The sequence below is a fragment of the Streptomyces boninensis genome (assembly GCF_048572725.1).
GTDB classification, from domain to species: domain Bacteria; phylum Actinomycetota; class Actinomycetes; order Streptomycetales; family Streptomycetaceae; genus Streptomyces; species Streptomyces boninensis.
Genome location: NZ_CP183837.1, coordinates 1,553,887 through 1,578,780 on the forward strand (window position 1 = coordinate 1,553,887; position 24,894 = coordinate 1,578,780).

Here is a 24,894-nt window from a genome sequence, read left to right on the forward strand (position 1 = left end):
CCCTCAGTTGACGTAAAGGATCCGGGCATCGCTGCCGGCCGGCGTGTATTCGGCGATCCGGGCGCGCAGGCTGTCCGCGCGCTGCGGCTGGTAGAGATCGTGGAAGGCGCCCATCTCGGCGCCGTCGTCGGCGCCACGGGCGATCTCGGGCGGGCAGCCGGCGGCGAGTTGGCCGTACGCCGGGGTGCCGTAGCGCTCGCTGGTGAACTGCGGCCGCGGCGTGCGCACGCACCGGTGCCGGCGCGGGGTGCGGGAGCCGGGCGGCACGAAGGAGTAGCGGATGCAGCCGATTTGGCGGCGGGCGGCGTGCAGCCGGCCCGTGAAGATCGAGTCGGAGGCGATCCGGACCGCGTGCACGTACACCTCCCCGATCACCGTCGTGCGGTGCAGGTGCAGCTCGGCGTGCGCGTGCCGGCAGTCGGGCGCGGACAGCGCCTCTCGGTCGTGGCCTGTCGCGTCGAGGATGCTGTCGCGGATGTGCAGCGGCAGCGGGTCGGTGTGCACCTCGTCGCCGATGACCTCGATGGTGCCGATGATGCTGTGGTCGATCTCGACGCAGGCGGTGGTGTCCTCCAGCGCCAGGCTCGGCTCCTCCGGCGAGTGCGGCGTGCACTCGGGCTCCAGGGTCCAGCCGGGCACCAGCGTGCAGTGCCGGATGACGACGGCGCCGACGGGCCCGCTGACGTGCACCCCGCGCCCGGTGATCAGCAGCCCGTCGAGCACGATGCGCGGCTCCTCGCCGCGCTCGCAATCGCCCTCCGGGGTACGGATGTTGAGCGCGTCGGGCCGGTTGCTGTACCAGTCGAGGAGCCGGATCACGGGCCGCGTCCCCTCGGCCGCGCGCAGCTGCAGCCGGTCGCCGGGCTCCAGGCTGAAGTCGAGCTGCTCCTGGTACGCCCCGCTGTGGGTGATCTCGATGATCCCCTCGCGCCGCCGCTGCCGGCAGTCCTCGCGCCAGGCCTCGTACGCGTCCATGATTCGCTGATACGGGGCGGCCGGCCCGACCCGGTACACCTGCGCGTCCGGCGGCGTCTCGCGGTCCGGGCGCGGGTATTCACCGCCGCCCATGTCGTCGCTGAAGGCGTGGTGGTAGGTCACCCACACCCCCTGCCGCGGCGCCCCGCGCGAACCGAAGGCGAGCCGCCCCAGCTCCGGATCGACGACGACCTGGCCGCGCTTGGCGCGGTAGCGCCAGTGGGACAGGTCGGCGACGACGATGTCCTGGATCGGCACCGGCTCGGCGTCCTCCGCGCCGTCGTCGCCGCAGTCCCGCCAGATGGTGAAGGACTTGCCGGGCCCGTAGTAGTCCGCGAGCCGGTCGGCGAGCTGGCGGCGGCGGATGTAGGCGGGGACGTTGTCGATGGTGGCGATGTGGGTGGCGGCGGGCTCCGGCTCCGGCTTGGTGACGAGTGGGGTGTCGTTGCCGAGGATGGAGAAGGTGTAGAGGCTGCGGGCCCGGTCCATGCAGTAGGCGGGTGCGGCGGTGAGGTGGTGGGGCTTGAGCCGCCAGACGTAGAGGCCGACTCCGGTGGGCGTGTGCCCGTTTCGTACGTCCACGGTCCTGGCGGTCGCGGCGAAGGGCGTCCCGGCGAGGTCGAGCCCGTCCCCGTCCCGTACGTCCGCGAGCCGCCCGCGCGCCGCCCGGTCGGCGGTGGTGCCGGGGCTGTTCAGCCGTACGGACTGGTGGTGGCCCAGCAGCCGCGACAGCTCCACCGCGCGCGCCGGCCACCCGGCGACGTCATCGGCGAGCTCCTCCAGCAGCGCGAGGGTGCCCTTGCGGCGGCGGTTGCCGACGGTCGCGGCGACGTCGGCGCGGGGCGCGAGGGCGGCGGCGAGGCGGGCATCCCCTGCACGGCGGGCGAGGACGCGTTCGTAGCCGGGCAGCGGCCGGTAGCCGACCAGGTCGCCGAGGTACGGGAGCAGCCAGTCGGCGGCCGTCTCGACGAACAGGTCGTCGTACGACTGCTCGACTCCCGTGCGAACCCGGTCGAGCTGCTCGTTCAGCACGGCGAGCAGCGCCCGCAGCGGCTCGCCCTCCTCGGCGTCGCGCAGCCGGTGCCATTCGGGCAGCAGGGCGGCGAGGGCGTCTGGTTCCCGGCTCATCGCCGTACCTCCGTAAGGATGATCGTGTCCGCGATCTCCGGGGCGAAGCGCGCCAGCTGGGCCGGGCGGATGCCGCGGAAGACGAGGACGGCGCGGCCGGGCCGCAGCGGCTGGGTGTCGGTGATGTCGGGGTTGAGGCGGAGGAGTTCCGCGAGCGGGATGGCGTGCTGGGCGGCGACGGCGGTGAGGGTCTCGCCGTCCGCGGCGGTCACCCGGTGCGTCACCTCGTCGTACTCCGCCGGGCGGGCCGGAACGGCGGTGGCCGGGCGGTCGAGGCCCGCGGCCAGGTCGGACAGCTCGTCGGGGGTGACCGAGGCGCGGATGCCGGTGAAGGTGTCGACGTCCACCCAGTCGACGCCCGCGACCGCCTGGATGGTGGCGAGCACCTCCGACAGCCGGGCCGGCTGGGCGAGTTCGCCGCCCGGGTAGCCGAGCCGGGCCAGCAGCGCCGCCCGTATACGTGGCTCGGTGAGTTGCCAGTCGTACTCGGGCAGCAGCCGCACCTTCGCGGCCAGCACGAGCAGCACCAGTTCGCGTACGTCCACGCGCACCGGCAGCCGGTCGTCGCCGTGCCGGGCGAGCGCGGCGCGCAGGGCAGGCAGCGCGTCGGAGTACTGGTCGAGCGGCACGTCGTCGCTGCCGGTGACGGTGACGTGCAGGACCGGTCGGCGGCCGTCGTACAGCTCGCGGGCCGCCGCCCGGCCGATGCCGGTCCGGGAGCGGGCGAAGTCCTCGTAGTCGGATACGGAGACGAGCCGGTCGAGGGCGGCGACGGCGAGCGGGATCGTACGGCGGGTGAGGCCCGGGCCGTCCGGGTCGGTGCCGCCGCTCGCCGGGATCGGGTTGGTGACGGCGGTGACGCCGAGCGGGCGGCTGACCGCCTGGGTGATGCGGCCCGCGGGGACGTTCGCGGCGGCGCCGGAGCCGTGCCGGTAGCGGGCGCGGACGTTGTCCTGCCCGGTGGGCAGCCGGGCGCCGTGCACGCCGTCGCCGAAGGTGACCGTGGTACGGCCTGCGGCGTCGGCGCCGAGGACGTACACGCGCTCGCGCGGCCCGCGGCCGGCGAGGCCGTCGACGGCGGTCCAGCGGAGCCCGTCGACGCGGATCTCCAGGGCGGGCCTGGCGCCGGTGGCGTTGGCGGCGGGCAGCCAGGTCAGCGGGTGCTGCCAGAGCGCGAACGTCTGGTGCGCCTGCCCGCTGTCGCCGCTGCCGATCGGCTCGTCGCGGGTCTCGCCGTGCGAGGCGGGGACGACGTTCCCCGCCAGGCGCACGGACTCGCGCCGGTAGCGGTGGCCGAGGTCGGCGGTGAGGGTGAGCGTCGTGTGCACGTGGTCGCCGGGGAGTTGCGGGTCGGCGCCGTGCTCGACGCGGGCGATGACGGCCAGTTCGGTGGCGGTCAGGCCCGGGGTGTGCGGGACGTCGGTGCGCTCGCCGGTGACGGCGATGGCGCGGCCCGCGGTGAGGCCGTCGTAGAGGCCCGCCAGCTCGATCTCGTTGCCGTGCACGTCCTCGCCGAGCGGCTCCCCCGCCAGGTCGAGGAGGTCGCCCGCGGCGTGCACGGTGGTGCCGCGGATGTGCGACAGGAGCGTGTCGCGCTCGTCGAGCCAGGCGGCCGAGAGCGTGACCTGGGTGCCGCGCCCGGTGATGCCGTACGCGGCGTACCCGACCGTCCGCACCTCCGTGACCTTGGTGAGCACCTTGGCGTAACGGCGGCTGCCCGGGATGCCGTCGTCACCCGGGGCGCCCTTGTCGGGCCGCTCGATGGCGATCCAGCTGCCGGGGGTGATCTCGGGGTGCTCGCCCTCCAGCGGCAGCACCTTGCGGCGCTCGGCGGCCGGGACGGTGGAGATGCCGATCTCGACGGCGTCGGGCTCGGAGCTGGTGGTGTAGCGGGCGGTGACCTCGTAGTCGCCGCTGGTCTTCTGGTCGTCGGCGCCGGGTGCGAGGTCGAAGACGACCGGCTCGGGGCCGCCCTGGACCTCGACGTGGATCCGGCCGTCCTCGCCGGGGCGGCGGACGACGAGGGTGCGGGTGGGGAGTTGCGGGGTGAGGCGAGCGGTGACGGCGGTGATGTCGGCGGCTTCCCCGGCCGTCGTGGACAGCTCGACCTCGCCGGGGCCGAGCGGGATGGTCACGTTGGCGGGCAGGGCCGCCGAACTCTGCGCCGTCGCCGCGCCCTCGGCGTGGATGAACTCCGCCCGCACCGGATCCTTTCCGCTCGTCTCGAAGACGACCCGCATGGTGGTGAGCGCGGACCCGGCGAGCGGCCAGTCGGCCTGCTGGATGACCCGCCCGTGCTCGTCCTGTACGGGCCGCAGCGGCGCGGTGACCCCGAAGGGCGCGGTCTGCACGCGCAGCGCGATCAGCTCGCGCAGCGCGTCGGGCACCGGCGCCAGCACCCGCCCGGTGCGCCGCCACGCCTCGTACACATCCCCCGCCGCGGCCGGGTTGAGCGCGGCGAGCAGCCGCGCGCCGAGGTCGGCCCCGGCGTCGAGCCGGTGCTCGGCCGCGGCCTCGGGGGCCCGTCCCGTACGGGCGCGCAGGGCGGGCAGCACGCCCTGGAGGGCCCGTACGGCGGCGGAGGCGAGCTGGTCGTCCGCGGCGGCGGTGAGCGGGACCGAGCCGAGCTCGGCGGCCCGTTCGCGCAGGTCCGCGAGCACCGCCGCGAGCTGCTCGAACCAGGCCGCGACCTCCTCGTACGCCGCCGCCAGCACCTGCGCCTCGGCGAGCCGGGCGAGCGGGTCGGCCAGCCGCCGGACGTATGCCTCCGGGGTGGTCAGCCGCGGCACGTCGGCGCGCAGCGGGGCCAGCACCTGGGCGTCGAAGGCCTGGATCAGGCCGCTGACCGGGCGGGGGTTGGGGATCTCGGGCGTCGGGTCGTCCGGGGGCGGGCCGTCGGGTACGACGATCCACTGCCGCAGCTCGTCGACCAGTTCGGCGAGCGTCGGCGGCGGCGAGACAGGGATGGCGACGGCGGTGACGTCGTCGTCGCGGTCGGTGCGCACCCGGGATACGGGGTGGAGCTCGCGGCGCCGCCCGAAGAGGAACAGCAGCCGGTCTCCCGCGGCAAGCCCCGTGTCCGTACCGGCGACGAAGACCTCGGAGCGCTGCCGCAGGTCCTCGGGGACGATGAGGGTGGGGCGGCGCCTGCGCACCTTGAGCTCATTCCAGGCCTCGCGGGCGACCAGGTCCGCGTCGGTCTCGAAGGTGTGCGGCTCCTCCCCGGGGGCCATCGGGACGCTGTTGCTGCGCGAGCCGCGCGGGATGAGTACCTCGGTGCCGCCGTCGGCGGCGAGGTCGCGGTCGACGGTGTAGGCGAGGTGGGTGTCGGCGGCCAGGCCCGGGCGGGGTCGGTGGCCGACGAGGCGGCCGAGAAGGGCGAGCGAGCGGTGCTCGCCCGCCGTACGGAGGTAGCTCTCGTCGGCATTCCGCTCGGTGTGGAAGGTGAGCAGGTCGCCCAGGACGGCGGTGGCGTCGGCGAGTGCGATCGCCGGGTCCGCCGGGTCGCGGGTGGTCAGGCCGCGCAGCGCCGGGTACGCCGGGGAGGCGAGCCGGTCGAGCATGGCGGCGAGGAAGTCGGCGTGGCGGCCGACGCGGTAGTCGAGGGCGGCGCGGCCGGGCGGGTTGTGCGGCGGGGCGGGGGCGTGCCGCTCGTCGTGGCCGCCGCAGCCGCAGGTGCAGGTGCTCGCGGTCATCGCGCGCCACCTCCGCCGAGGTTGATCTGCAGCCGCCCGTTTTCCGGCCAGTCCGGGTCGTTGTCGAGCTGGGCGATCTCCAGCGGTCCTAGCCGCAGCACGCCTGCCTCCAGTTCACCTTCGTCGTCGTGGAACAGCCTGCGGAGCCTCGACACCCGTACGCTCTCCACGCCCTGCACCGCCGCGGCTGCGGCGACCAGGCGGCTGAGCCTGACGGGTTCGCCGAAGCTGAGCGCGTCGGGGTGGAAGAGCCCGCCGGGGCGGCGGCCGAAGACGCGGTGCAGGTCGGCGAGGATCTGGCCGTGCTGGTGGCCCGGGAGCGCGCATACGTCCAGGGCCAGGTCGAGGGGGACGGCGCGGGCCGGGCCGACGACGAGGTCGTGGCCGATGCGGCGGTATGGCTCCAGGGCGTACGCGACGGCGTCGAGGAGATCGGGGTCGGGGGCACCGGTGCCGTAGGCGTCGATGGCGACGTGTGCTTCCTGGACGCTGCCGGTCCAGCGGAGCTCGGCGGCGGCGCGCTGCACGCCGGGGAGGCGTGCGGCGAGCGCGGCGTAGTCGGCGGCGGTGACGGCTCGGTGCAAGGTGCGGTGCAGGTCGAGCGGGGCGAGGCGGCGGACGTCGGCGAGGGGCTCGGGGTCGGTGCCGCCGGTGGCGGGGAGGGGGTTGCGGACGGTGGTGATGCAGTCCGGGAGGGGGGTGTCGGGGTGCTCTGGGCGCTGCGGGTGTCCCGGGTGCTCCGACGCGCGGCATGCGACGAGGTGGCGGATGGCGTCGGCGCCGACGTTGCCCGCGGTGCCGCCGCCGCGGCGGTAGTACACGGCGAGCCGGGCGCCAGGGCGGGGTGCGGCGCCGTGGGTGCCGTCGCCGAAGCGGAGGGTGAGCCGGCCGTCGTCGCCGAGTTCGCCGACGAAGTGCCGGTCGCGGGGGCCGCTTTGGAGGAGGTCGCGGCGCGGGGTCCAGGTGTCGTCGTCGCCGTCCTGGATCCGGACCGCCGGGAGGGCGCGGCGCGGGTCGGCGGCGATGGCTGCCGCGGGTCCGCACAACGCCGGATCGTCGGGGTGCAGGCCCTCGGCGTACGGGCGTCCCCAGGTCTGCCGGATCTCCCAGGCAATGCGGGCGTCGAGGACCGTACCCGCGCGGGCGCGGGCGGACAGGACGCGCAGGCGGCGGAGCTTGGCATGCAGCAGCTGCTCGCTGCGGTGGAGTAGTTCGCGCAGGACGCGGACCGGGTAGCGGCGCAGTTCGAGCCGGTCGAGGAGGCCCAGGCCGAAGACGATGCCCAGCTCGGCGATCTCGTCGTCGCTCAGGCCATCGCGGTCGCGGGCACTACGCCAGAGCTCGGTGAGGCGCTCGCGCAGGCGGGCGGGGATCGCGGCGAGTCGGCGCGCCTGCCCGGCGGCGACGTGCGCCGGGTCGGGGAACGGCGCGGCCTGGACCACCGGGAATTGCCGCAGCACGGGCCGGAATCGGGCTCGTATCCCCGGATAGACGGACTGCGCGAGCAGCGCCTCCAGGGCCTGCTCCTGCTCCGGGAGGCCTTCGGGGAGCGCGTGATTGCCGGCTATGCCGAGGCCGGCACGGGTGGTGGCCTCGGTGCCGAACTCCGCGTACAGCTCCTGGACGTGGCGCTTGCCCAGGATGCGCCCGCTCCGTACCCGGTCGAGGAGGGAGGTCACCAGACGGGCGGGTGCATTGCCCGCGTCCGGGTCCGGGCAGCCGAAGGGCGGCGGTTCGCAGCCGCCGAGGACGGCGGGCTGGGGCGGGACCACGACGGTCTCGGGTGGGGTGCCGCAGAAGGTGAGGGAGCGGCCGTGGTCGACGAGGGCGACGTTGCCGCGGGCGATGCTGACGTCGGGGACGGGGGCGCAGTCGGTGCCGCCGAGGGTGGAGAGGCAGAGAGGGAAGGTGAGGGCGTCTTCCGGGGACCAGGTGATCTCCAGTACGGGCTGGCCGTGGTGTCGGTGGTGGTCGTGCCCGCCTTCGTGATCACCGTCGCCGTGGTGGTCGTGGCCGCCGTCGTGACCATCCCCGCCGTGGTGCCCGTGCCCCTTGCCGGCGAGCCGGTCCACCGCCGCGGTGACGGAGGTGAGGCGGACCGCCTGCCGGTGCCGGGGATCGGCATCGCCCGGGGTGCCGGAGCGCGCCCCCTTCACCTCCTCGAAGATCAGCAGGTCACCCGGCCGGATGTCGAGTTCGCGCCGCGTGCACTCCTCGTCCGCCCACGCGTCGCGCAGGGTCGCGGATGTCGCGCCCTTGCGGAGGCTGCACTGCTCGTCGCCCCAGGTCCACAAGCGGATGGTGTTGTGGGCGGGGCGCAGGCGCAGCGCGCGCTGCTGGACGGGCTCGTAGATCTCGGCGGGGCCGCAGTCGTCGAGTTCGGCGTCGTCGAGCACCGCGTCCGGGCCCGGCGCGTCCAGGGACGCGAAGCGATACGTACCCGGCTGCAGCGTCACCTTCTCCGACGTCTCCAGCGCAATGAACGCGCGGGCGTTGGCGCCGTCATGCATCCGGTAGTCGATCAGGCGCGTGTGGCGACGGACGGAGGTCCGGCGGCGGGCCGTATCGAGGTAGGCCTCGGTGGCGACGGCATCCTGGTGGTAGCTGATCTGGTCTCCGGCGTACGCGAGGATTTCCACGAGCGTGGTGCCGAGGTCTGCCGCGTTGCGCTCGGTCCAGCCGGGGGCGGTGAGCGCCAGCCGGTCGAGGAGGAGCCGGCGCAGGGTGTCGTAGTCGCGGGCGGTGTAGTCGATGACGGGGGCCGGGGCCCGGTCCGTACCCTCACCCGCCCCGGATAAGTCGTCGCAGTCGAAGGGCGACGGGCAGTCCGGGTGGAAGCGGAAGTCCGCGCCGTAATACCGCTGGTCGAAGCCGCAGAAGGGCCCATCGCCCGGCAGCCCGTACGGATCGGTCTCGACGACCGACAGCCGGTAGCGGGACGTATCCCCGGCCCGGTCCAGAGTCACGAAGAGGCGGTCGTCGAGCTCCGGGTCGTCCTCCCGCTCGACCGTGACCGCGACGGCGCGGATGCCGGTGATGCGGCGGCCGCCGTCGATGCGGATGTTGTCGGCGGCCGGCGCCGGGTCGGGGGCCTTGCCGAGGAAGGTGACGGTGAGGGTGAGCCCGTCGTCGCTCACCTCCACGGCGTCCACGCCCCCGCGCCGGGCCTCGCGCACCTTGGCGCGGCGGCCGTCGGTGCGGCAGGTGAGATCGGTGCTGGTGCTCGTGCTCATGCCGTCGCCCTCCCCGTGCTCCCCGTTCTCCCCGTGAATCTGTCCTCGCGCCGCTCCGCGGTGGCCCGCACCACGTACGCGAGGAACACCCGTATCTCGCTCTCGTCCGACTCGATGTCGAGCTCCTCGATCTCGATCAGCTCGCCGAGCCACCGCTCCAGTTCGGCGCGGACGGAGAGTTCGAGGGTGGCGGCCAGCTCCGGGCTGCTGCCCGCGAAGACTAGGTCGAGCAGCCCGCAGCCGAAGTCCGGGCGCATGACGCGCTCACCCGGGCTGGTGAAGAGCAGTTGCTCGACCAGATCGCGGACGTGGCCCCCGTAGCCGGCGGGCCGGGCGGTGCGTCCTCGCCCGTCGATGCGATACGGGAAGGCGATGTCGGTGCGGGTACGTACCGTCCTCGTCATCGGGCCACCCCCGTCACGGTGGCGGCACCCTGCGCCAGGCCCTCCGCCGTAAGGCATACGGCAGGCGTGCTGTCGAGCAGCAGCGGCACGCCGTCGAGCCGCAGGCCGTCGCGCGGCGGTGTGAACCGCACGGTGGTGCAGGGCGTGGGCCGCTGCCGGCAGCCGCTGACGGTGTAGGTGGTGGCGGCGGTCGCGATGGGCCGCCCGTCGAGCTTCAGCCCGCCCGCCCCGGCGGCGTGCGCGCGCCCGCCGTGCGGGCAGCTGATGACGGCGGCGTCGGTGATGAGGGCCCCGTTCCCGTAGTGCGCTGGCATGTCTCCCCGTTCCTCACTTCTTTTTCCGCGGGACGGTGAGCCGCCCGACTTCGAGTTCGCCTGCCTTGACCTTGATCGCGGCGCCGTTCTTGTCGCCGACGAAGACGCCGTCCTTCTTGACCTGCAGGTACGGCCCGTTGTCCGGAGTGCGGAGGATGATCCCGGTGTCCGGGTCGTCGGACAGCACGATCTTGTGGCCGCCGGGTGTCTGCAGCACGATCACGTGATCGGGCGACCGCACGACGGCATCGTCCGGGGCCTCGTCCCTGTTCCCGTACCAACCGCCCGTCCAGATCGGGAAGCTCGGATCCCCCTGCTCGAACTCCACCCACACCCCCGCCCCCACCTGCGGCACGGCGATGACACCGGCCTCGGGCCCGGTCATCGGAAAGCAGGGCATGGCCCAGGTGGACGCCTCGCGGCCGAGGACGTCGGGCACGTTGACCTGGATCCGGCCGATCTGCAGCGGATCGTCGTTGGCCGCGACCCGGCCCCGGTATTTGCCGAGGTAGCGGTCCTTCGGGGGTGCCATGCGGGGGTGCTCTCCTTTGTTCCGTTACGGACGGACGGTGTTGCCGCGGGCGTTGAGCCCCTCCCTGCTCAGGGTGAAGTTCTGCTGGTACGAGCCGGGGCGGAGGTTGTGCGTCACGGACGCGACGTAGTAGTTGCCGTCGTACGCCTTGCCGGCCCCGCGCACGCCGACGAGCTGGCGGGGGCTGAGCGCGTACCCGTGCCGGGTGACGTCGAGGGACCCGGAGCCGGAGATGACGTCGGCCGAGGTCGCGGACCGGGCGAGCAGCTCGGCGCGCGCCTGCTCCCGGTTGTATTTCGCCGTACCGGAGAGGGTCTTGCGGCGCAGGGCGGGCGTCGGCAGGTCACCGAGCCTCGGCCGCAGCGGGCTGATGTCCTCGGGCGGCAGCAGCTCGCTGGCGCGGGTGACGGGGTCGAGGAGGCGGGCCTGCGGGTCCTCGCGGGCGGTGCCGTCGTACGCGAAGGTGAGCTGGTCGACGGTGGAGTGGGCGTCCATGTTGACGTTGAGGGCGTGCTGCGGGGTGCCGTGGCGGACCTGGGGGCCCCAATAGGCGCGGGAGCGGCCGGGGCCGGGGCCGGGGTCGAGATAGAAGACGTAGCCGTTGGCGCGCGCGAGCTCGGTGACGTACTGGAGGTCGGAGCCGGTCTGGAAGTCGACGCGGACGTCGCGGAGGGCGGTCTGCGGGATCTGCTCGTCCTTGACGTCGGGGGTGATCCCGTAGTCCGGGTACTGGGAGAGGATCGCCCTGACCCGCTTGGCGGGCGACAGATTGGGATACCCGGCCGTCCGGTCCTCGAGGTCCAGGATGATGCCCAGATCCTCGCCGGTGATGGTGAGGGTGGACTGCCCCGGGATGTTGCTGGACCCGACCTCGTGCCGGGTGATGATCCCGTCGAGGAGGTCTATGGGGGTGCCGCGCACAACGGCGGTGGCGACGACGCGGGTGCGCGGGCTGAAGAACCGCTCGGGCAGTAACCGCTTATTGATCTGCCCGCCCTTGGTCAGATCAAAGGCAATCTGAAACCCGCTCCGCTCCCCCGCGGTAGCGGTGATCTGCACCGACAGCAGCGCCTCGGCGACGGCGGCGGGCACGGGCCGTATGGACTTGGGCCCCATGCGCAGGACGAGGTGAACGGGCCCTTGCCCGACGGGTATCTCGGACATCCGCTAGTCCCCCACCCCTGGCTCCGGTATCCCGATGACCTCACCGGGTTCGTCGGTCAGCTCGCGCGGGTCGAGGACGGGGTTGGCGTCGGCGATGCGCCACCACTGCTCGGGGTCGCCGATGTAGCGCTGGGCGAGGTGATCGGGGCGCTCGCCGGCGGTGACGGTGTGGGGGGCGGTGTCGTCGGGGTCTTCCGGGACGGGCGGGAGTAACCGCCGTTTGGCATACCGCACTTCGGTGCCGTCGTCCTGGGTGTGGGTGCCGATCTCGGCATCGTGATAGCGGCTGGTGCGGGGGTACGGGTGCGCTCCTGGGAGGGCATCGAGGGGATCATTCGTGCTGTCGTACGGACCTGGCGTCACCATCATCGTCTGTCACACCCTCCCGATCCCGAGCTGCCCCAGCCGCCCATTGGCCCCTGCGGCCGCGAACTTCTCCTTCTGCGCGAGATGCGCCATATACAAATCCGCCCCGCGATGCCCGGCCGGAAGATCGCTGATGGACAGGATCTTCATTCCGATGGAGAGCGATGCCCGCATGGGATTGAGATTCACGTCAAAGGCCTGCTCATTAATGGACAACTCGGTGAGCCTGACCGGAAGCACCCGCTTACTCCCCCAGGTGAAGAGTGTCAACGGCGTCTCGATCGGGGAGATCTCGATGGCGCCCTTCTTGGTCAGCTTGGTGTTGTCCTTGAGCTGCTTGGTGGTGGGCTGCACCAGCATCTCGAGGGCGGCAAGCTGGGGGTGGATGCCGTGGGGTGCGGCGATCTCGAACTGATCGGTGCAGTCGATCTCAGCGGTGAACTTCCACGTCTCCTCAGCCGGCCCCTTTAGCCGTAAAGCCTCATTACGATCCCCACTCCCGGCCCCACCGGCCCCCGCATCCCCCGACCCCCCAGCGGCCTGCGGCGCGACGGACCGTTCGAGCGAGTCGGGATTGAACTGCAGGACGATGACCCGCTGCGGCGTCCCCCGCTCGGGGTCGACAACCACGATCCCGGACCGTATGGGCTTGGGTATGTCTGCGTATCTCGTCATCGCATGAGCTCCTGTGCGCGCACCCTCAGCCGACCGCGGTCTCGGGCAGCGGGAGCAGATAGAGGGGAGGGGCGGCAAAGCGGACCTGGTGCTCCAGCAACAGGTCGATCACATTGCCGTTGAAGATCACTGTGGGGAGTACGGGATAGACCTCTTCACCGAACTGGTAGTCATGGGACCAAGCAGCCCCGGCTTCCCTGAGGACAGCCAGGTTCGCCGCAGACAGGTACTCGAATCCGTCGTGATCGATCAGCCACATCCCGGTGGTCCCCTGGTCCTTCCCGAAGACGTCCGCGATGCGCACGGGGTCGGAGAGCCGCGGTGCGTCGGCCAAGGAGCGCAGGCCGTCGTGAGGAGGGGACCAGGTGAGGCCGGGAGTCAGCGGGGAGATCAGGTCGATGAGGCGCTGATTCGCCAGCGGGGCGGTGCCCTTGGGCGGTTCCAGCAGCTCCGGGACCTCAGCTGGGGCGGGCTTGCCGGTCGATTCCTCCAAGCCCAGGTAACCCGGCAGCTGCGCAGCCGCAAACTCGCTGTCAGGGGCGGACTCGGCAACGGTGTGGAACGTGATGCCACGGCGGGTTAGTTGTGCGCTGACGGCGGGGGCTACCTCCGCGGGCACTTCCCAGCGGGCGACGAGGCCCGTTGCCACGGCCCCTGCCCGCTCCAGGAGCCGCCGCACTTCTTGGTGTGCACCGCATGGCACGTAGATGGTCTGCATGTCTCTTGGCTGTCTCCCTGCCTAGACGAGTTCCTGGAAGATCCCGCGGCCGTAGCTGACCTTGCGGATGTGCTTGCCCGGCGTCTCCTCCTCGATAGCCCGCATGCCCCAGTCGAGATGCATCTGAGGAGTCGCTCCTATCTCCTCGAGGTACTTGCGCAGAGGTTTGTTCCTGGTGCCGGGGAACCGCTTTCCGCTGGGTGAAGTTCCTGGATCGTGTTTGGTGGCGAAGTAGGCCGCGTACTTGTTGTTCTCCACTGCCGTGGTCAGTACCAGGTTGTCGATGGTGTTCGGCCCGGCCGCCCGCTGCTCATGGATGTGATGCCAGTTCATGTACGGGCCGCTGGCGGGATTGGCGAAGTGGTTGTGGTGCCTGTAGTTCAGCGTCTGTCGCGCGTCCGGCTCGTACTGGCTCCAGAGCAGCAGCGGCCTGATCGCCTCGAAGTCTCTACCGTACAGGAACTTTTGCGCCTCTTTGGGCAGGATCTTATCCCATTTAGTCTTGTCGTTGTTGCAGACATTGAAGACCTCGGCACCCTTCTCACCGTGCCCAAAGAAGGTGAACTCCCGCTCTCGCAGATTGAGCACCTCGCCGACCGGCCATTTGCCGTGCTTGTTCTTGGCGCGCACCTTCATCTTCGATTTGAGTTCCGGGTGCTTCTCATCTTTTTCGGGCTTCTCGTCGTACACCTCGGAACGCTCTTCCTTGGCGTCCTCGCCGCAGTCACCGGACTTCTCGTACACGTCCTCGAGGTCGTCCGGACCGGGGTTCAGGCTGGCCCGAACCATCCGCCGACCGTTGCCGAGCGCGGGGTCGTTGAGGCTGCTCAGCCGATACCACCTGCGGAGCCCATCGAGCATCGTCTGGAACGACCTGTCCGGCACTCCCTTCTTGGTCTTCCACTTGATGCGCGGTCGGATACGAAGCATCGCCTTGTGCAGCCGCTGCCGCTTCGACTCCTTCTCGTTCTTCTTGTTCTTGTTGGCTCGCGTCGTACGGTTATTTCGGCGCGTCTTGAGCTTGGCCCTGAACTTCGTGCGCACTCGTTTGAAGGCATTGCGCACTTTATTGGCACCGCGCTTGAGTGCCTTGCCGAGCTTACTCTTGGCCAGCTTCTTGCCAAGTGCCCGTACGGCGTTACGGACCTTCTTCAAAGCTGTTTTGACCGCGGTCTTTACCTTGTTCAGGGTGCTGCCCACGGGCGACTTCGGCTTCCTGGGATTGGCCGGTTTAGGAGCCTCAATCTCTTTGGTCTTCTTCGGCGGTTTGGCCCTGGTGTCCGGAGTCTTGTCTCTGGGCGCCACTGGCTTCGGCTTTGCCGGTTTCGGCTGCGGTTTGGGCGGCGCCTTCGGGGTCGGGTGCGGCTTCGGCTTCGGAGGGGCTTTCGGGTTCGGGGTGGGCTTGCCCTTTGGCTTGGGGCGGACCGGGGGCTTTCGGAGGGCCTGCTTGGCGTTGCGCATGGCGCCGCGGGCGCGGTTGATTGCGCTGCCCGCTGCCTTCTTGGCGCCCTTGCCGACCTTCTTCAGGCCCTTCATGATCTTCTGGGCCATGGCCTTCAGGCGCTTGCCGACGCCCTTCGTGGCCGACTGCAGGCGGATCAGCAGGAAGTTGGCGATGAACTCCAGCAGCGCCACCGCGCCCGCCGCCACCGCCTCGGCGAAGAGGCAGGCGGCCGGGCCTGCCTTCACTGCTCGCAGGTACGCCCAGAACTTGCTGAACGCCGTCAGGATCGAGCTGATGCTCTGCCAGGCCGCCATCAGGCCCTGGACGATGGTGAGGATCGCGCCCGCGGCCGGGACGATCAGGGAGATCAGCTTCTCGATCACCAGCGAGATGATGATCATCGGTAGGGACGCGATGATGGCGTCCCAGGCCATCTTGCCGATCTGCTTCAGCGATACGCAGCCCTTCGTGAGCGCCCCGATGATCGCCTTGCCCAGGCCCAGGATGCCCTCGACCTTGGCGTCGAACCACTTCTTGACCGCCGACTTCAGGGCCGGCCACAGGTAGGAGGTGACGCCCTCCTTCGCCGAGCTGCCCAGCTTGCCCAGCCAGCCGCCGGGATCCGGAGCGATGTCCTTGATCAGCGCCGCGAACTTGCCCAGCGCCTCGATCGCCGCCTGCGCAAACTTGATCGCGCCCATGATGACGGCCTGGTACGCCTTGATGATCGCCTTCACCGCGAACTCAAGGACCTTCAGCAGCGCGTTCAGCCCAGCGGCCAGCGCGTCGAGGAGGAAGTTGACGGCCTTCTTCAAGGCGTCCGCGAGCGCGTTGACCGCGGCGATGGCCCGGTCCCGTACGCCATTGATGAAATTGCGCCACTTGTCCCGTAGCCCGGGGAACGCCGCCAGCAGCACATCACCCAGCGCGATCAGCGCGTCCGCCAGGAAGTTGATCGCCTTGATGGCCAGGTCGCGGACGAAGTCGATCGCCTTGTTGGCGAACTCCTTGAACTTGTCGATGATGCCGTTGACGAGCTTGCGGGCCGCCTCGAAGACCTTGGTGACGGCGTCGAGGATGGCTTCGAAGGCGGCCTTCACTTTGTCGGCGATCCAGCCGAAGAAGCCGCCGGAAGGCTTCTCCTCCTCCTTCTTCTTCTCGGCCTCCTTTTCCGCCTTCTCCCGCTCCTTGCCGATCTCCTCGTTGTCCTTGCTCTTCCTGTCCTCGACCTCCTTGTCCTTCTTGTTGCGGCCGTCGGCGATCTCCTTGTTCTGGGCCTTGTGCTCCTTGCCGGCCTTGTCATCGGAGTCCTTGACCTTGCCGTCCTGCTCGTCGCGCCAGCTCTGCCGGGCCCGCTGCACGCCGGACGCCGTCTCGCCGCGCTGTGCGGCCTGCTTGGCCGCGTTGTCCTGGACGGAGCGGTCGATCTCCTGCTGCTTCTGCTGCTTTTCGCGCTGCTCGCCCTGCTTCTGCTTCTTCTCCTCCGCGGCCATGCCGGCGCCGGCCGTCTCGCCGCCCGCCGCGACCTCCTTGCCCTTCTCCTCCTTGGCTACGGCCCCGACCCCCGTGTCGACGGCCGACTCCGGCTTCAGAGCGCCGCCACGCTGCCGCCCCGGCGAGGAGACCTTGCCGCGCAGCTGCTCCGCGGGTGCGTTCGGGTAGATCTGGTCCTCGCCCATGGGCTTGGCCGCGTCTTCGCGGCCGCGCATCTGGATGTCGCGCTGCTTCTCCTTCAGCGCCTTGGCCTGGTCGTCGGTGCGCTTGGGGTCGCTCTTGCCCTCTAGCCGGATCTTGGGGGCGGGGCCGACGGTCTTGTTGCGCAACTCGGGGTCGACCGTGGGCACGGCGTCGGCGGCGGCGTCGACGTTCTTGGCGTCCTCCGCCGAGAGCTCCTTCGCCGGCGGCGTGGTGACGGTCGGCGGCGGGGTGTCGTCGGTGGGCTTCTTGCCCTCGGCCCGCTCGCCGCCCTTCGCCTTCTGCTTGTCGCCCTCGCCCGGCTCCCCGACCCGCTCGACCTTGCCGCGTACGACGGGCGCCGGAGCCGCGGCCTGCGGCGGCGACTTCTGCGTACGCGGGGCGCCGGAAGGCCGCTCGCGGGTGGGCGGCTTCGCGGCGAGATTCTGCTGCTCCTCGCCGATCTTCCGGTCGGCGGCCCGGTCCACGCCGGCCACCGCCTGCGCGGCCTGGTCGGGCGGCAGCTTGCTCACGGCCTTGACCGCGGCCTTCGGCTCCTGCCCCGAGACGTCCGGCGGCTTGGGCTTCTTCTCCTCCTTGGCGGCTCCGCCGCCACCGCCGCAACCGGCCTTGCCCTCCTCCTTCTCCGGCGCCGGCTCGGGCGGCGCACAGCCGCCGCCGTCCTTCTCCAGCGACGCCTCCGGCTTGGCCTGCGGCTCCTCCGCAGCGGGAGCACCGCCGGGGTCCGCGGCCGGCTCAGCCGCCGGGCTCACCGACGCCTGCGCGGCCGACGGCGCACCACCCGGCCCAGCGGCCGTGGTCGGTCCGGCCGGTTCGCTGCCGCCGACCGGGCCCTTCACCACGGCGCCGGGACCCGACTCCTTGGGCACCGCGGACGGCGCCGCCGCCGCTTCCCGGTCGGGCTTGGGCGGCTCGGCCTCGCGACGCGCGGCGGCGGAGGGGTTCTTGTCCTCCACCGGCGCCTTCTCGGTGTGGGCGCCGGCGGGGCGGTTCAGCTTCGGGTCGGCCTGCGGGCTGCCGGACGGAGTCTCTCCGGCCGGCTTGTCGACGGCGCTGCCCTGCGGCTGTCCAAGCCCCTGCCCCTGCTCGTTCCGCGCCTTCTCCTGCTGGTCGCGGTCCTGCAGGTCCTTCTTTTCGTCCTCGGCGTCCTTGGCGTCGGGCTTCTCCTCGCCGCCCGCGTCCTCGTCCTTCTCCCGCTCCGCCTCATCGCGCTTGGCGGCTTGCGCGGCGTCGTCGTCGGCGTCCTGTTGCTGGGCCGGATCCTTCTTCTCGGCCTCCGGCTCCTGCTGTTCCTTCTCCTCGGTCTCCGGGTCGGGGCCGACTTCCTGCTCGGTGGGCTTCTCCGGCTGCAGGTCCTTGGCGCCGCGGTCCTCCGCCTCGGCCGCGGGCCCGCCGACGGGCTTGGGCGCCTCGCCCTCCACCGGCCCCTCGTCCTCGCCCGGTGGCCGCGCTTCGGCTGCGGCGCCCGGCTCCTCCGACTCCGGGTCGTTCTCCTCCTTCTCCCGCTCCCGCTCGGCCTTTTCGGCCTTCGTGGGCGGCGGTGCGGGGAAGTCGGGCGCGGCCGGCTCGGCGTCGCCCGGCTTCATCTTGTCCGCGGTCGGTACGGCGGACAGGTCGAGGTCGGTGTCCGGCAGGTGGTCCTCGGGCTTGAGCTCCGGCTCCGGCTTTCCGCCCGGCTCCTTGTCCTGCTCGCCCTCCTCCGGGCCGCCCACCTCGCCGTCCGCGCCCGCCTCCAGGCCGAGCGGCTTCTCCTCCTCGCGCGGCTCGCCCTCTTCGGCCTCGTCCTTCTCGTGCAGCCCGTGCTCGGACAGCGCGCTGTCCCGCTCATTGCCGCGCTCGTCGACCTTCTCCGGCCGCACCCGCCCGGGCTGGCCCTTCGCCTTGGGATCGACCTGCTCCGGCTTCGCCCCGTCCGCAGCCTTCTTCTGGTCGTCCTCGCGCTTACGCTTCTCGCCCCCGGGTTCGGCGGATTGCTCCGGGTCCTTCTCCTCGCGGTCGCGCTGCTCCTTGCGCTGTTCCTTCTGCTCCTCGGAGCCGGCCTGCCGGTCCTCGGCGGCCTGCTCGCCCTCCTGGTCGACCTGCTGCCGCTGGCCCGCCTGCTTCTCGTCCTCCTGCTGCTCCTCGGCGGCGGCCTGCTCGCGGGAACGGGCGCGCTCGTCCTCCTGCTCCTGCCGCTGCGCGGTCTCGGCGTCCTCGGTCGCGGCGTCGCTCGCCGCCCGGCTGGTGGCCGAGCCCTCCTGGGCGTTGCGCTCCCCGGCGTCCTTGCTCTCCTGCCGGGCGTCGCCGTCCCGCTGCTCCTTGTCGCCCTTCTCGCCCTCCGCCTTGCGCTGGAACTCGACATGCTCGACCCCGAGCAGCTCGAAGAGATCCGTCACCGGTTCCGGCGCCACCCCCGGCTGCAGCGGCGGCAGTTCGTCCTCGACGCCGACCGCGAAGTCGAGCACCCGCTCGTACTCGGCGGACACCAGCCGCACTTCCAGCCGGCCGAGCACCGCGTCGAGCAGCTCCGGCGACAGCCGCCGCAGCTGCATCCGCACCCGCCCGGAGGCGTCCTGCGGGTCGCCGCGCAGCGACCGCAGCACCTGGTTGGCCAGCCGGTCCGGCAGCGTCGCCGGGTCGAGCAGCTCCATCCGGCGCCGGTCGGCGTCGACGGTCGCGTAACGCATCCAGCCGGGCAGCGGCTCTTCCTGCTCCACGTCCGCCGCGGGTTCCGGCGCCTCGTCCCGTACGGCACCCTGAGCCGCCGACTCCGCCTCGCGCTCCGCGGCCTGCTCCGGCAGGCTGACCGCTCCCAGATCCCGCCCCGCGCGCAATGCGCCGAGCCCGTGCGGGTCCTGCACGGTGTGCAGCAACTCATGCGCCAGCAGCCGCTGCCCGTCCGCCGTCCCCGGCAGATAGGCGCCCTCGCGGAAGAAGATGTCCTGCCCGACCGCGACGGCATCCGCGCCCAGCAGCCCGGTGAGCGCGTCGGCGTCCCGGTCCGTATGCAGTCTGACCTGGCTGAAGTCGTGGCCGAGACGCTCTTCGAGATCCCGTCGTACGCTCAAATCCAGCGGCTGCCCGGCGCCGCTGACGATGTTCTTCGGCTCCGGTACGGAGGACTTGGCCGACCGCTCCTTCCGCTTCTTCTTACGGGCCGGCTGCTGCGCCTCCTGCGACTGTGCCGTGCTGCCGCTCATCGCCGCATCCGCCCCCTCCCCGAGAGCCCCGCGTGTACGGAGCGGGCGAGCACCTCGCCGAGGCGGCGGGCGGAGGCGTTGGCGGGCAGCGGCGGCAGGCCGCGCAGGGACTCCGCTACCAGGCCGTCGTCGCCCGCCGCGAGGGGCACGCCGTGTTCCCGTACGAGACGGCCCAACTCGGCCTGGAAGGCCGCCGATACCAGTCCCGTGTCCATGCCGGGCGCGAAGCCGTCGAGGACCAGCTCGCCGATGTCGACGGTGAGCGCCTCAGGCCGCTGCCCCTTGGTCAGATCCACCCGTGCACCTCCCCCGGCGTCAGCGAGCGCTCCAGCTTCAGGTACTCGGTGCGGGCCGCCGCGAGCATGTGCCGCATCTGGAGCTCCTCGCCCTCCTCGGCGGCGAGGAAGGCGCCGGACAGGGCGATGTTGCGGATCGAGCCGCCGGCGACGGTGAGGCGGGCGAGCAGGTCGGGGTCGATGTCGCGCATCGGGGCCTGGTCGGGGAGGACGCGGCGCCAGATTTCGGCGCGTTCCTTCTCCGCGGGGAAGGCGAAGTCGACCACGAAGCGGATGCGGCGCATGAAGGCCGAGTCGAGGGCCTTCTTCATGTTGGTGGTGAGGATGGCGAGGCCGCGGTACGCCTCCATGCGCATCAGCAGGTAGCTGACCTCGAGGTTGGCGTAGCGGTCGTGGCTGTCCTTGACCTCGCTGCGCTTGCCGAAGAGGGCGTCGGCCTCGTCGAAGAGGAGGAGGGCGCCGCCGCGTTCGGCGGCGTCGAAGACCTTGCGGAGGTTCTTCTCGGTCTCGCCGATGTACTTCGAGACGACCTGGGAGAGGTCGATGATGAAGAGGTCAAGGCCGAGCTCCTTCGCCATCACCTCGGCGGCCAGGGTCTTTCCCGTACCGCTGGAGCCCGCGAAGAGCGCGGTGACGCCGAGGCCGCGGCGCAGCGTGCGGGCGAAGCCCCACTGCTGGTGGACGGTGGCGCGCTGCCGTACGTGCGCGACGATCTCGCGGAGGATGTCGGTCTGCGGTCCGGCGAGGACGAGGTCGTCCCAGCCGGCTTCCGGCGCGATGCGGCGGCCGAGCTCGTCGAGTCCGATACGGGCTTCGGTCAGGCCCGCCTGCCAGGCGAGTTCGGGGCCGTCGAGGGTGTCGGCGTGCGGCAGGTCGCGGCGGACGGCCGCGGCGGCGGACCGTACGACATGCGGCGGCAACTGGAACTGGGCGATCAGCCCGCGCAGCTGCTCGTCGCCGATGTCGGGCACGCCGGCGAAGGCGTCGGCCCACAGGTCGAGTTGCTCGGCGTCATCGAGCACCGGCACGGTGACGCGCTCGCCGCGCGGGCGGTCGGTTTGGCGCGGGTCCGGGCCGGCGACGATCAGCGGTACGGCGGCGCCGGCGATGAACGCGTCCGCGGCTGCGGCCTGCTCCCGCTCCATGTCGCCGACCTCGATGAGCAGCGCGGCGGGCAGCAGGATCGCCTCGCGCTGCCAGAGCCGGGCGAGCCGGTCGCGGTCGGCGGGCTCGACGGGGATGTCCTCGGCGGACATCGCGTACAGACCCAGTCCCGAACGGGCCGCGGCCGCCGCCGCGATATCGGCCCGGCTGCGCAGATCCCCGCCGACGAGCTCGACCCGCAGCGGCGCCTCGGGCCGCGGCACCGCCCACCCTGCGGCGACGCGCCCGGCGGCGGAGTCGTACGCGGGCGGCAGCACGCCGTCGGCGGACGCGGTGCGCCGCAGCATGCCGTGCAGGCGGGTGTCGAGATACGGCGACCCGAGGAGGAAGTGCAGGATCCGCTCGTCGAGCCGCAGCCGGGAGGTGGTGAGCCGGGTGTCGTCGTCCAGCTCGGCGAGACGCCAGCGGCGGAGCGGGGCGACGGGCGTGAGCGCGCTCCAGTGCGGTGCCGCGAGCGCGGCGAGCGCGAGGCCGAAGGTGGGGTAGGCGCGCTCGGGGTCCCCGGAGGCGGCGGCGCAGCGGGCGGCGGTGGTGGGCTCCAGCTCGGCGGCTGCCGTGAGGACGACGAGGTCGCGCTCGAAGGGGGTGAGGTCGAAGAGGCGGGTGAGGGCGTCGAGGGGGGTGGGGGTGGACGGTTGCCCGGGCGGTGCGGTGACGACGGCGTTCGCGTCGGGCGCGGGCTCGTGGCCGGGGTGCGGGGCGGCGTGCTCAGCGGCTTCGCCTTCGGAGCCACGGCCCCGGCCCCGCTCCGCGTGGGCGTCCACGCGGGCGAGGACGGCCGCGATCGCGCGTGCCAGGGCGGCGCTGTCCGGCTCGCTGGTGCGGGCGTCGTCGGGCCCGTTCCGTATCCCCATCGCGTCCCCTCCCCCCGGTCTCGGCACCGCGCCTCAGCTCTCCGTGCCCTCTTCCGGCGCCGGGGCCGGATCCGGCGCCCGGTTCGCCGCCGCCTTGCGGGCGCGGGCTGGCGGCGTGGCCTTGCGTTTACGGGCCGGGGCGGGGGTCTTCGGGGCGCGGGCGAGGGCCTTCGACGCGGTCGGCGCGGGGGCCGACGCCGTCGCCGACGCCAGAGCCGTATCGGCGTCCGCCTCCCGGCCCGGCCCCGCCCCCTCCGGCTCCCGGCCCAGCTCCGCCCCGTCCGTCCCCGCCCCGGAGCCCGGGCCGCTGCCCGGCGGGACCGGCGCCCCCGGCGCGCCGAATGGCGCCACTCGCACCGTCCGCTCCCGCACCACCGGCGTCGCCGCCGGCTCCTCCCGGCCGTCGATCAGCACCAGCGTGCCCTGGTAGCACACCGACAGCGCGTACGGCGTCTGGTTGAGCATCCCCCAGAGCTTCGACGTCTCGTCGACGTCCATCTGGATCGGCGTGAAGCGCAGCTTCTGCTCCGCCGCCGGGAAGTCGCTGCCCGCCAGCCACTGCTTCTCGGCCGCCGCCTCGATCGCATATCGCGGCAGGATCGGGATCTCGTGCAGCGTCCGCACCACCGCGCCGAGCAGCCGCTGCCCGACCGCCTGGGTCTCCTCGCCGTATGCGGTGATCAGATAATTCAGGTCCAGTGCCGCCGCCGGGCGTTTCACAAGGTGGCCGTTCCCGGCCCGCGTCGGCAGGTCGTCGTTGCGGCGGGCCACGTTCGGGACCACCTGGTACAGGAAGACCGTGATCGTCGGGTCCGACGGCGGGTCCGCCGGCGGCCGGCGGGTCTCGATCGTCACCGCGAAGTCGATCTCGGGCCGCAGGTTGGCACTGATCAGCTCGGCGAGCGCCTGCGTGACGTGCGCGATGGCGAGTGCGTTGCTCATGCCGTCGGTTCACCTTCCCCCGTCGCGGCTGCCGCCGCGGTCGCCGTCCTGGCCCGCGCGGGCCAGGTAGTCCGCGAGGCTGACCGCCGGCGCCCGGCGGCCCTCGTCGCGGCGGCCCTCGGCGGGCCGCCCGCCGCCCGCGCCCGCCGCGCTGACCTCGAGCCGCCCGATCTGCACATGCACCGTCCGCTCGGCGGCCGCCCGCGCCCCCCGCCGCCCCGCCACGCGGGCCGCGGTGCGGGCCAGCGCCGTATCCGCCGCGCCGGGACGGGGGGATGGCGCGGCGGATACGGCTGCGGCGCCCGTGCCCGGTGGTGGGATGGCGGCGGGCGCCGCGTCGGTGGCGGGCCGTTCGGCCCCGGTCGCAAGCTCGCCGGTACGCGCCCCGCCGGTACGCGCCGGGCTCGCCGGCGGTCGCAGCGCGGGGCCGGCCGGCGCGGCGGGCCGCAGCAGCGCGGCGGCGGGGGCCGGGCGGTCCGGCTCGGGTGCGGGTGCCGCGGGCTCGGTGCGCAGCACGGTTTCGCGTTCTGTCGTACGGATCTCGCGCTCATGCCGTACGACCCCGGCCCCGGGCCGTACGTCCGCCGCGGGCCGCAAGGGCTGTGCCGCCACGGTCTCCTCGGCCTCCTCCGACCACACGGCCTCCGCCCGCTCGAAAGGCCCGGGCAGCCGCGGCCGCGCCCGTACGGAGTCGGCGGGTGCCGACGCCGCGCGCACCGGCGTGTGCCGGGCGAGCAGCCGGTCGAAGTAGTCGAGGGAGTCGGAGTCGCCCCCGCCGGCGGGGGCGTGCAGGTCAGGCATCGGCGCACAGCTCCAGGTAGTAGCGGCGGCGCAGTGGGCTGAGCGCCAGGATCTGCGGCTCGCTCCAGCCGTAGGCGGTGGCGAGCAGGTGGACGTCGAGGAGGGTGTCGCGGGCCCAGGCGTCGAGCTCGGTCCACAGGTAGGAGGCGATGTCGAGTTCGGCGCGGATGGCGTGGCCGCACTCGGGGCAGTCGGCGCTGAGGGTGACCTCGGCCGCCGGGTCGGCTGCCGAGGCCGCATCGGCTACGGCCCGTAGCACCGGCTCCGGCAGCCCGGAAGCCACCGCGCTCACGTCTCCACCCGGCGCCGAAGCGGCGCCGACTCCGGGCCCCGAAGCGGCGTCCCCGCCCGGCCCCCAAGCCGCCAGCACGCAGCGCTCGATCAGCACCCGCCGCGCCGCCCCCGCATCTCCGGTCCGCGCCGCGTCCGCGAGATCCCCCACCGTCGGCAGCCGGAACCGGACCGTCCACCCGTCCGCCGTCACCTCCAGCGGATCCCCGCCCGGCCGCGAGGCAACCGCCCCCGCGTCCAAGTCGAGTTCAAGCGCCTCACCGCAGGCCGCGCAATCCAGCACGACCTCCATCCGCTCGCCGAACAGCGCCCGCCGCAGCCCGTACAGATCCGCCTCACGCTCCCCGACCGGCACCGACGCGAGCACGTCGGCACCGTCCCGGGGGCGCGCGGTGCGGTGCAGCAGCTGCGCCCGCCCGGCGCCGGTCGTGGCAAGACCCGCCTCCCAGGCGGCGAGCAGCCAGGACGGGTCCGCGACCGCCCCGGACATCAGGCCGGGTGCGTGTACGAGGGCTCTTCGGGCTCGGGCACCTCGTAGTCCCGCTCCCAGCCCTCGCACTCCAGCTTGAGCGACTGGATGGCGACCGCGTTGGCGTTGGCGTCCAGCTCGCCGAGCACCTGGTATTCGCTCGGCCAGGCCCGGTAGAGCTTGTGCGAGACCGCGACCTGTCCGGCCTCGTTCAGCAGCTGGATGACGATGTCCTTGCGGAAGTCGGCGAGCGACACCTCGGCGCCGAGCCCGGCCCCGACCTGCCACACCTTGTTGGCCCAGCGGTCGAACTCCGGATCGTGGGTCACCCCGCGCTCCAGCGTCACGCCCTCGAACTCACTCCGCCCCGGCGACTTCCGCGGCGACGACGGATCCCCGCCGTTACGGTGCTTGACGACCTCCGTCGTCCGCTTCAGCGGGCTTATCTTGCTGACGCCCGCGACCCGCCGGCCGTCCCACAGCACCAGGAACTTGAAGTTCTTGTACGGGTCGAGCCGGCGCGGATTCACATTGAACTCAGCCATGATTTCTGTT

At 72.5% G+C, this 24,894-nt stretch carries 17 protein-coding genes; all 17 read right to left on the minus strand.

The genetic code is table 11. From position 1 onward, the window contains the following. Window positions 1-3 precede the first annotated feature (3 nt). The 17 genes from ACNNMR_RS06965 to ACNNMR_RS07045 are packed head-to-tail and all read right to left on the minus strand — an operon-like array spanning window position 4 to window position 24,884. Window positions 4-2,103 carry a hypothetical protein gene (locus ACNNMR_RS06965; protein WP_419993641.1) on the minus strand — a complete coding sequence of 700 codons (2,100 nt, stop codon included), beginning with the start codon at window positions 2,101-2,103 and terminating at the stop codon, window positions 4-6. Next, the gene (locus tag ACNNMR_RS06970) at window positions 2,100-5,798 is read right to left on the minus strand and encodes a putative baseplate assembly protein (RefSeq protein ID WP_419993642.1); all 3,699 of its coding nucleotides are present in this window, start codon (window positions 5,796-5,798) and stop codon (window positions 2,100-2,102) included. Before ACNNMR_RS06970 ends, ACNNMR_RS06965 begins: the two co-directional genes overlap by 4 nt. Next, window positions 5,795-9,031, minus strand: coding sequence for a putative baseplate assembly protein (locus ACNNMR_RS06975; protein ID WP_419993643.1), 3,237 nt, complete (start codon window positions 9,029-9,031; stop codon window positions 5,795-5,797). Before ACNNMR_RS06975 ends, ACNNMR_RS06970 begins: the two co-directional genes overlap by 4 nt. Next, window positions 9,028-9,435 carry a GPW/gp25 family protein gene (locus tag ACNNMR_RS06980; protein WP_419993644.1) on the minus strand — a complete coding sequence of 136 codons (408 nt, stop codon included), beginning with the start codon at window positions 9,433-9,435 and terminating at the stop codon, window positions 9,028-9,030. The genes ACNNMR_RS06975 and ACNNMR_RS06980 overlap by 4 nt, the downstream gene beginning before the upstream one ends. Then, window positions 9,432-9,749, minus strand: a complete 318-nt coding sequence (locus tag ACNNMR_RS06985; protein ID WP_419993645.1) for a hypothetical protein — start codon at window positions 9,747-9,749, stop codon at window positions 9,432-9,434. The genes ACNNMR_RS06980 and ACNNMR_RS06985 overlap by 4 nt, the downstream gene beginning before the upstream one ends. Before the next feature lie 13 nt (window positions 9,750-9,762). After that, the gene (locus ACNNMR_RS06990; RefSeq protein ID WP_419993646.1) at window positions 9,763-10,281 is read right to left on the minus strand and encodes a phage baseplate assembly protein V; all 519 of its coding nucleotides are present in this window, start codon (window positions 10,279-10,281) and stop codon (window positions 9,763-9,765) included. Window positions 10,282-10,305: 24 nt separating this feature from the next. Next, complete coding sequence (locus ACNNMR_RS06995; protein WP_419993647.1) at window positions 10,306-11,445, minus strand: hypothetical protein; 1,140 nt, start codon at window positions 11,443-11,445, stop codon at window positions 10,306-10,308. Between the two features lie 3 nt (window positions 11,446-11,448). Next, entirely contained in the window at window positions 11,449-11,811 is a 363-nt protein-coding gene (locus tag ACNNMR_RS07000) for a hypothetical protein (RefSeq protein WP_420000279.1), read from the minus strand. Between the two features lie 9 nt (window positions 11,812-11,820). Further along, window positions 11,821-12,486, minus strand: a complete 666-nt coding sequence (locus ACNNMR_RS07005; RefSeq protein WP_419993648.1) for a hypothetical protein — start codon at window positions 12,484-12,486, stop codon at window positions 11,821-11,823. A gap of 25 nt (window positions 12,487-12,511) precedes the next feature. After that, window positions 12,512-13,204 carry a hypothetical protein gene (locus ACNNMR_RS07010; protein ID WP_419993649.1) on the minus strand — a complete coding sequence of 231 codons (693 nt, stop codon included), beginning with the start codon at window positions 13,202-13,204 and terminating at the stop codon, window positions 12,512-12,514. 21 nt (window positions 13,205-13,225) lie between these two features. Then, window positions 13,226-19,522 (minus strand): eCIS core domain-containing protein, encoded by a 6,297-nt coding sequence (locus ACNNMR_RS07015; RefSeq protein ID WP_419993650.1) that lies wholly within the window; start codon window positions 19,520-19,522, stop codon window positions 13,226-13,228. Continuing rightward, the gene (locus tag ACNNMR_RS07020; protein WP_419993651.1) at window positions 19,519-19,818 is read right to left on the minus strand and encodes a hypothetical protein; all 300 of its coding nucleotides are present in this window, start codon (window positions 19,816-19,818) and stop codon (window positions 19,519-19,521) included. Before ACNNMR_RS07020 ends, ACNNMR_RS07015 begins: the two co-directional genes overlap by 4 nt. Next, window positions 19,809-21,836, minus strand: coding sequence for an ATP-binding protein (locus ACNNMR_RS07025; RefSeq protein ID WP_419993652.1), 2,028 nt, complete (start codon window positions 21,834-21,836; stop codon window positions 19,809-19,811). Before ACNNMR_RS07025 ends, ACNNMR_RS07020 begins: the two co-directional genes overlap by 10 nt. Before the next feature lie 33 nt (window positions 21,837-21,869). Next, window positions 21,870-22,778, minus strand: a complete 909-nt coding sequence (locus tag ACNNMR_RS07030; protein WP_419993653.1) for a DUF4255 domain-containing protein — start codon at window positions 22,776-22,778, stop codon at window positions 21,870-21,872. A 9-nt stretch (window positions 22,779-22,787) separates the two neighbouring features. Beyond that, on the minus strand, window positions 22,788-23,579 hold the full coding sequence (locus tag ACNNMR_RS07035; protein WP_419993654.1) for a hypothetical protein: 792 nt from the start codon (window positions 23,577-23,579) through the stop codon (window positions 22,788-22,790). Continuing rightward, window positions 23,572-24,360 carry a hypothetical protein gene (locus ACNNMR_RS07040; protein WP_419993655.1) on the minus strand — a complete coding sequence of 263 codons (789 nt, stop codon included), beginning with the start codon at window positions 24,358-24,360 and terminating at the stop codon, window positions 23,572-23,574. Before ACNNMR_RS07040 ends, ACNNMR_RS07035 begins: the two co-directional genes overlap by 8 nt. Further along, the gene (locus tag ACNNMR_RS07045; protein WP_419993656.1) at window positions 24,360-24,884 is read right to left on the minus strand and encodes a phage tail protein; all 525 of its coding nucleotides are present in this window, start codon (window positions 24,882-24,884) and stop codon (window positions 24,360-24,362) included. Before ACNNMR_RS07045 ends, ACNNMR_RS07040 begins: the two co-directional genes overlap by 1 nt. Window positions 24,885-24,894: the final 10 nt, after the last annotated feature.

Excerpts from the sequence above, each read along its gene's own strand:
- ACNNMR_RS06965 (WP_419993641.1), bottom strand. The coding sequence starts at position 2,103 with ATGAGCCGGGAACCAGACGCCCTCGCCGCCCTGCTGCCCGAATGGCAC.
- ACNNMR_RS06970 (WP_419993642.1), bottom strand. The coding sequence starts at position 5,798 with ATGACCGCGAGCACCTGCACCTGCGGCTGCGGCGGCCACGACGAGCGG.
- ACNNMR_RS06975 (WP_419993643.1), bottom strand. The coding sequence starts at position 9,031 with ATGAGCACGAGCACCAGCACCGATCTCACCTGCCGCACCGACGGCCGC.
- ACNNMR_RS06980 (WP_419993644.1), bottom strand. The coding sequence starts at position 9,435 with ATGACGAGGACGGTACGTACCCGCACCGACATCGCCTTCCCGTATCGC.
- ACNNMR_RS06985 (WP_419993645.1), bottom strand. The coding sequence starts at position 9,749 with ATGCCAGCGCACTACGGGAACGGGGCCCTCATCACCGACGCCGCCGTC.
- ACNNMR_RS06990 (WP_419993646.1), bottom strand. The coding sequence starts at position 10,281 with ATGGCACCCCCGAAGGACCGCTACCTCGGCAAATACCGGGGCCGGGTC.
- ACNNMR_RS06995 (WP_419993647.1), bottom strand. The coding sequence starts at position 11,445 with ATGTCCGAGATACCCGTCGGGCAAGGGCCCGTTCACCTCGTCCTGCGC.
- ACNNMR_RS07000 (WP_420000279.1), bottom strand. The coding sequence starts at position 11,811 with ATGGTGACGCCAGGTCCGTACGACAGCACGAATGATCCCCTCGATGCC.
- ACNNMR_RS07005 (WP_419993648.1), bottom strand. The coding sequence starts at position 12,486 with ATGACGAGATACGCAGACATACCCAAGCCCATACGGTCCGGGATCGTG.
- ACNNMR_RS07010 (WP_419993649.1), bottom strand. The coding sequence starts at position 13,204 with ATGCAGACCATCTACGTGCCATGCGGTGCACACCAAGAAGTGCGGCGG.
- ACNNMR_RS07015 (WP_419993650.1), bottom strand. The coding sequence starts at position 19,522 with ATGAGCGGCAGCACGGCACAGTCGCAGGAGGCGCAGCAGCCGGCCCGT.
- ACNNMR_RS07025 (WP_419993652.1), bottom strand. The coding sequence starts at position 21,836 with ATGGGGATACGGAACGGGCCCGACGACGCCCGCACCAGCGAGCCGGAC.
- ACNNMR_RS07030 (WP_419993653.1), bottom strand. The coding sequence starts at position 22,778 with ATGAGCAACGCACTCGCCATCGCGCACGTCACGCAGGCGCTCGCCGAG.
- ACNNMR_RS07035 (WP_419993654.1), bottom strand. The coding sequence starts at position 23,579 with ATGCCTGACCTGCACGCCCCCGCCGGCGGGGGCGACTCCGACTCCCTC.
- ACNNMR_RS07040 (WP_419993655.1), bottom strand. The coding sequence starts at position 24,360 with ATGTCCGGGGCGGTCGCGGACCCGTCCTGGCTGCTCGCCGCCTGGGAG.
- ACNNMR_RS07045 (WP_419993656.1), bottom strand. The coding sequence starts at position 24,884 with ATGGCTGAGTTCAATGTGAATCCGCGCCGGCTCGACCCGTACAAGAAC.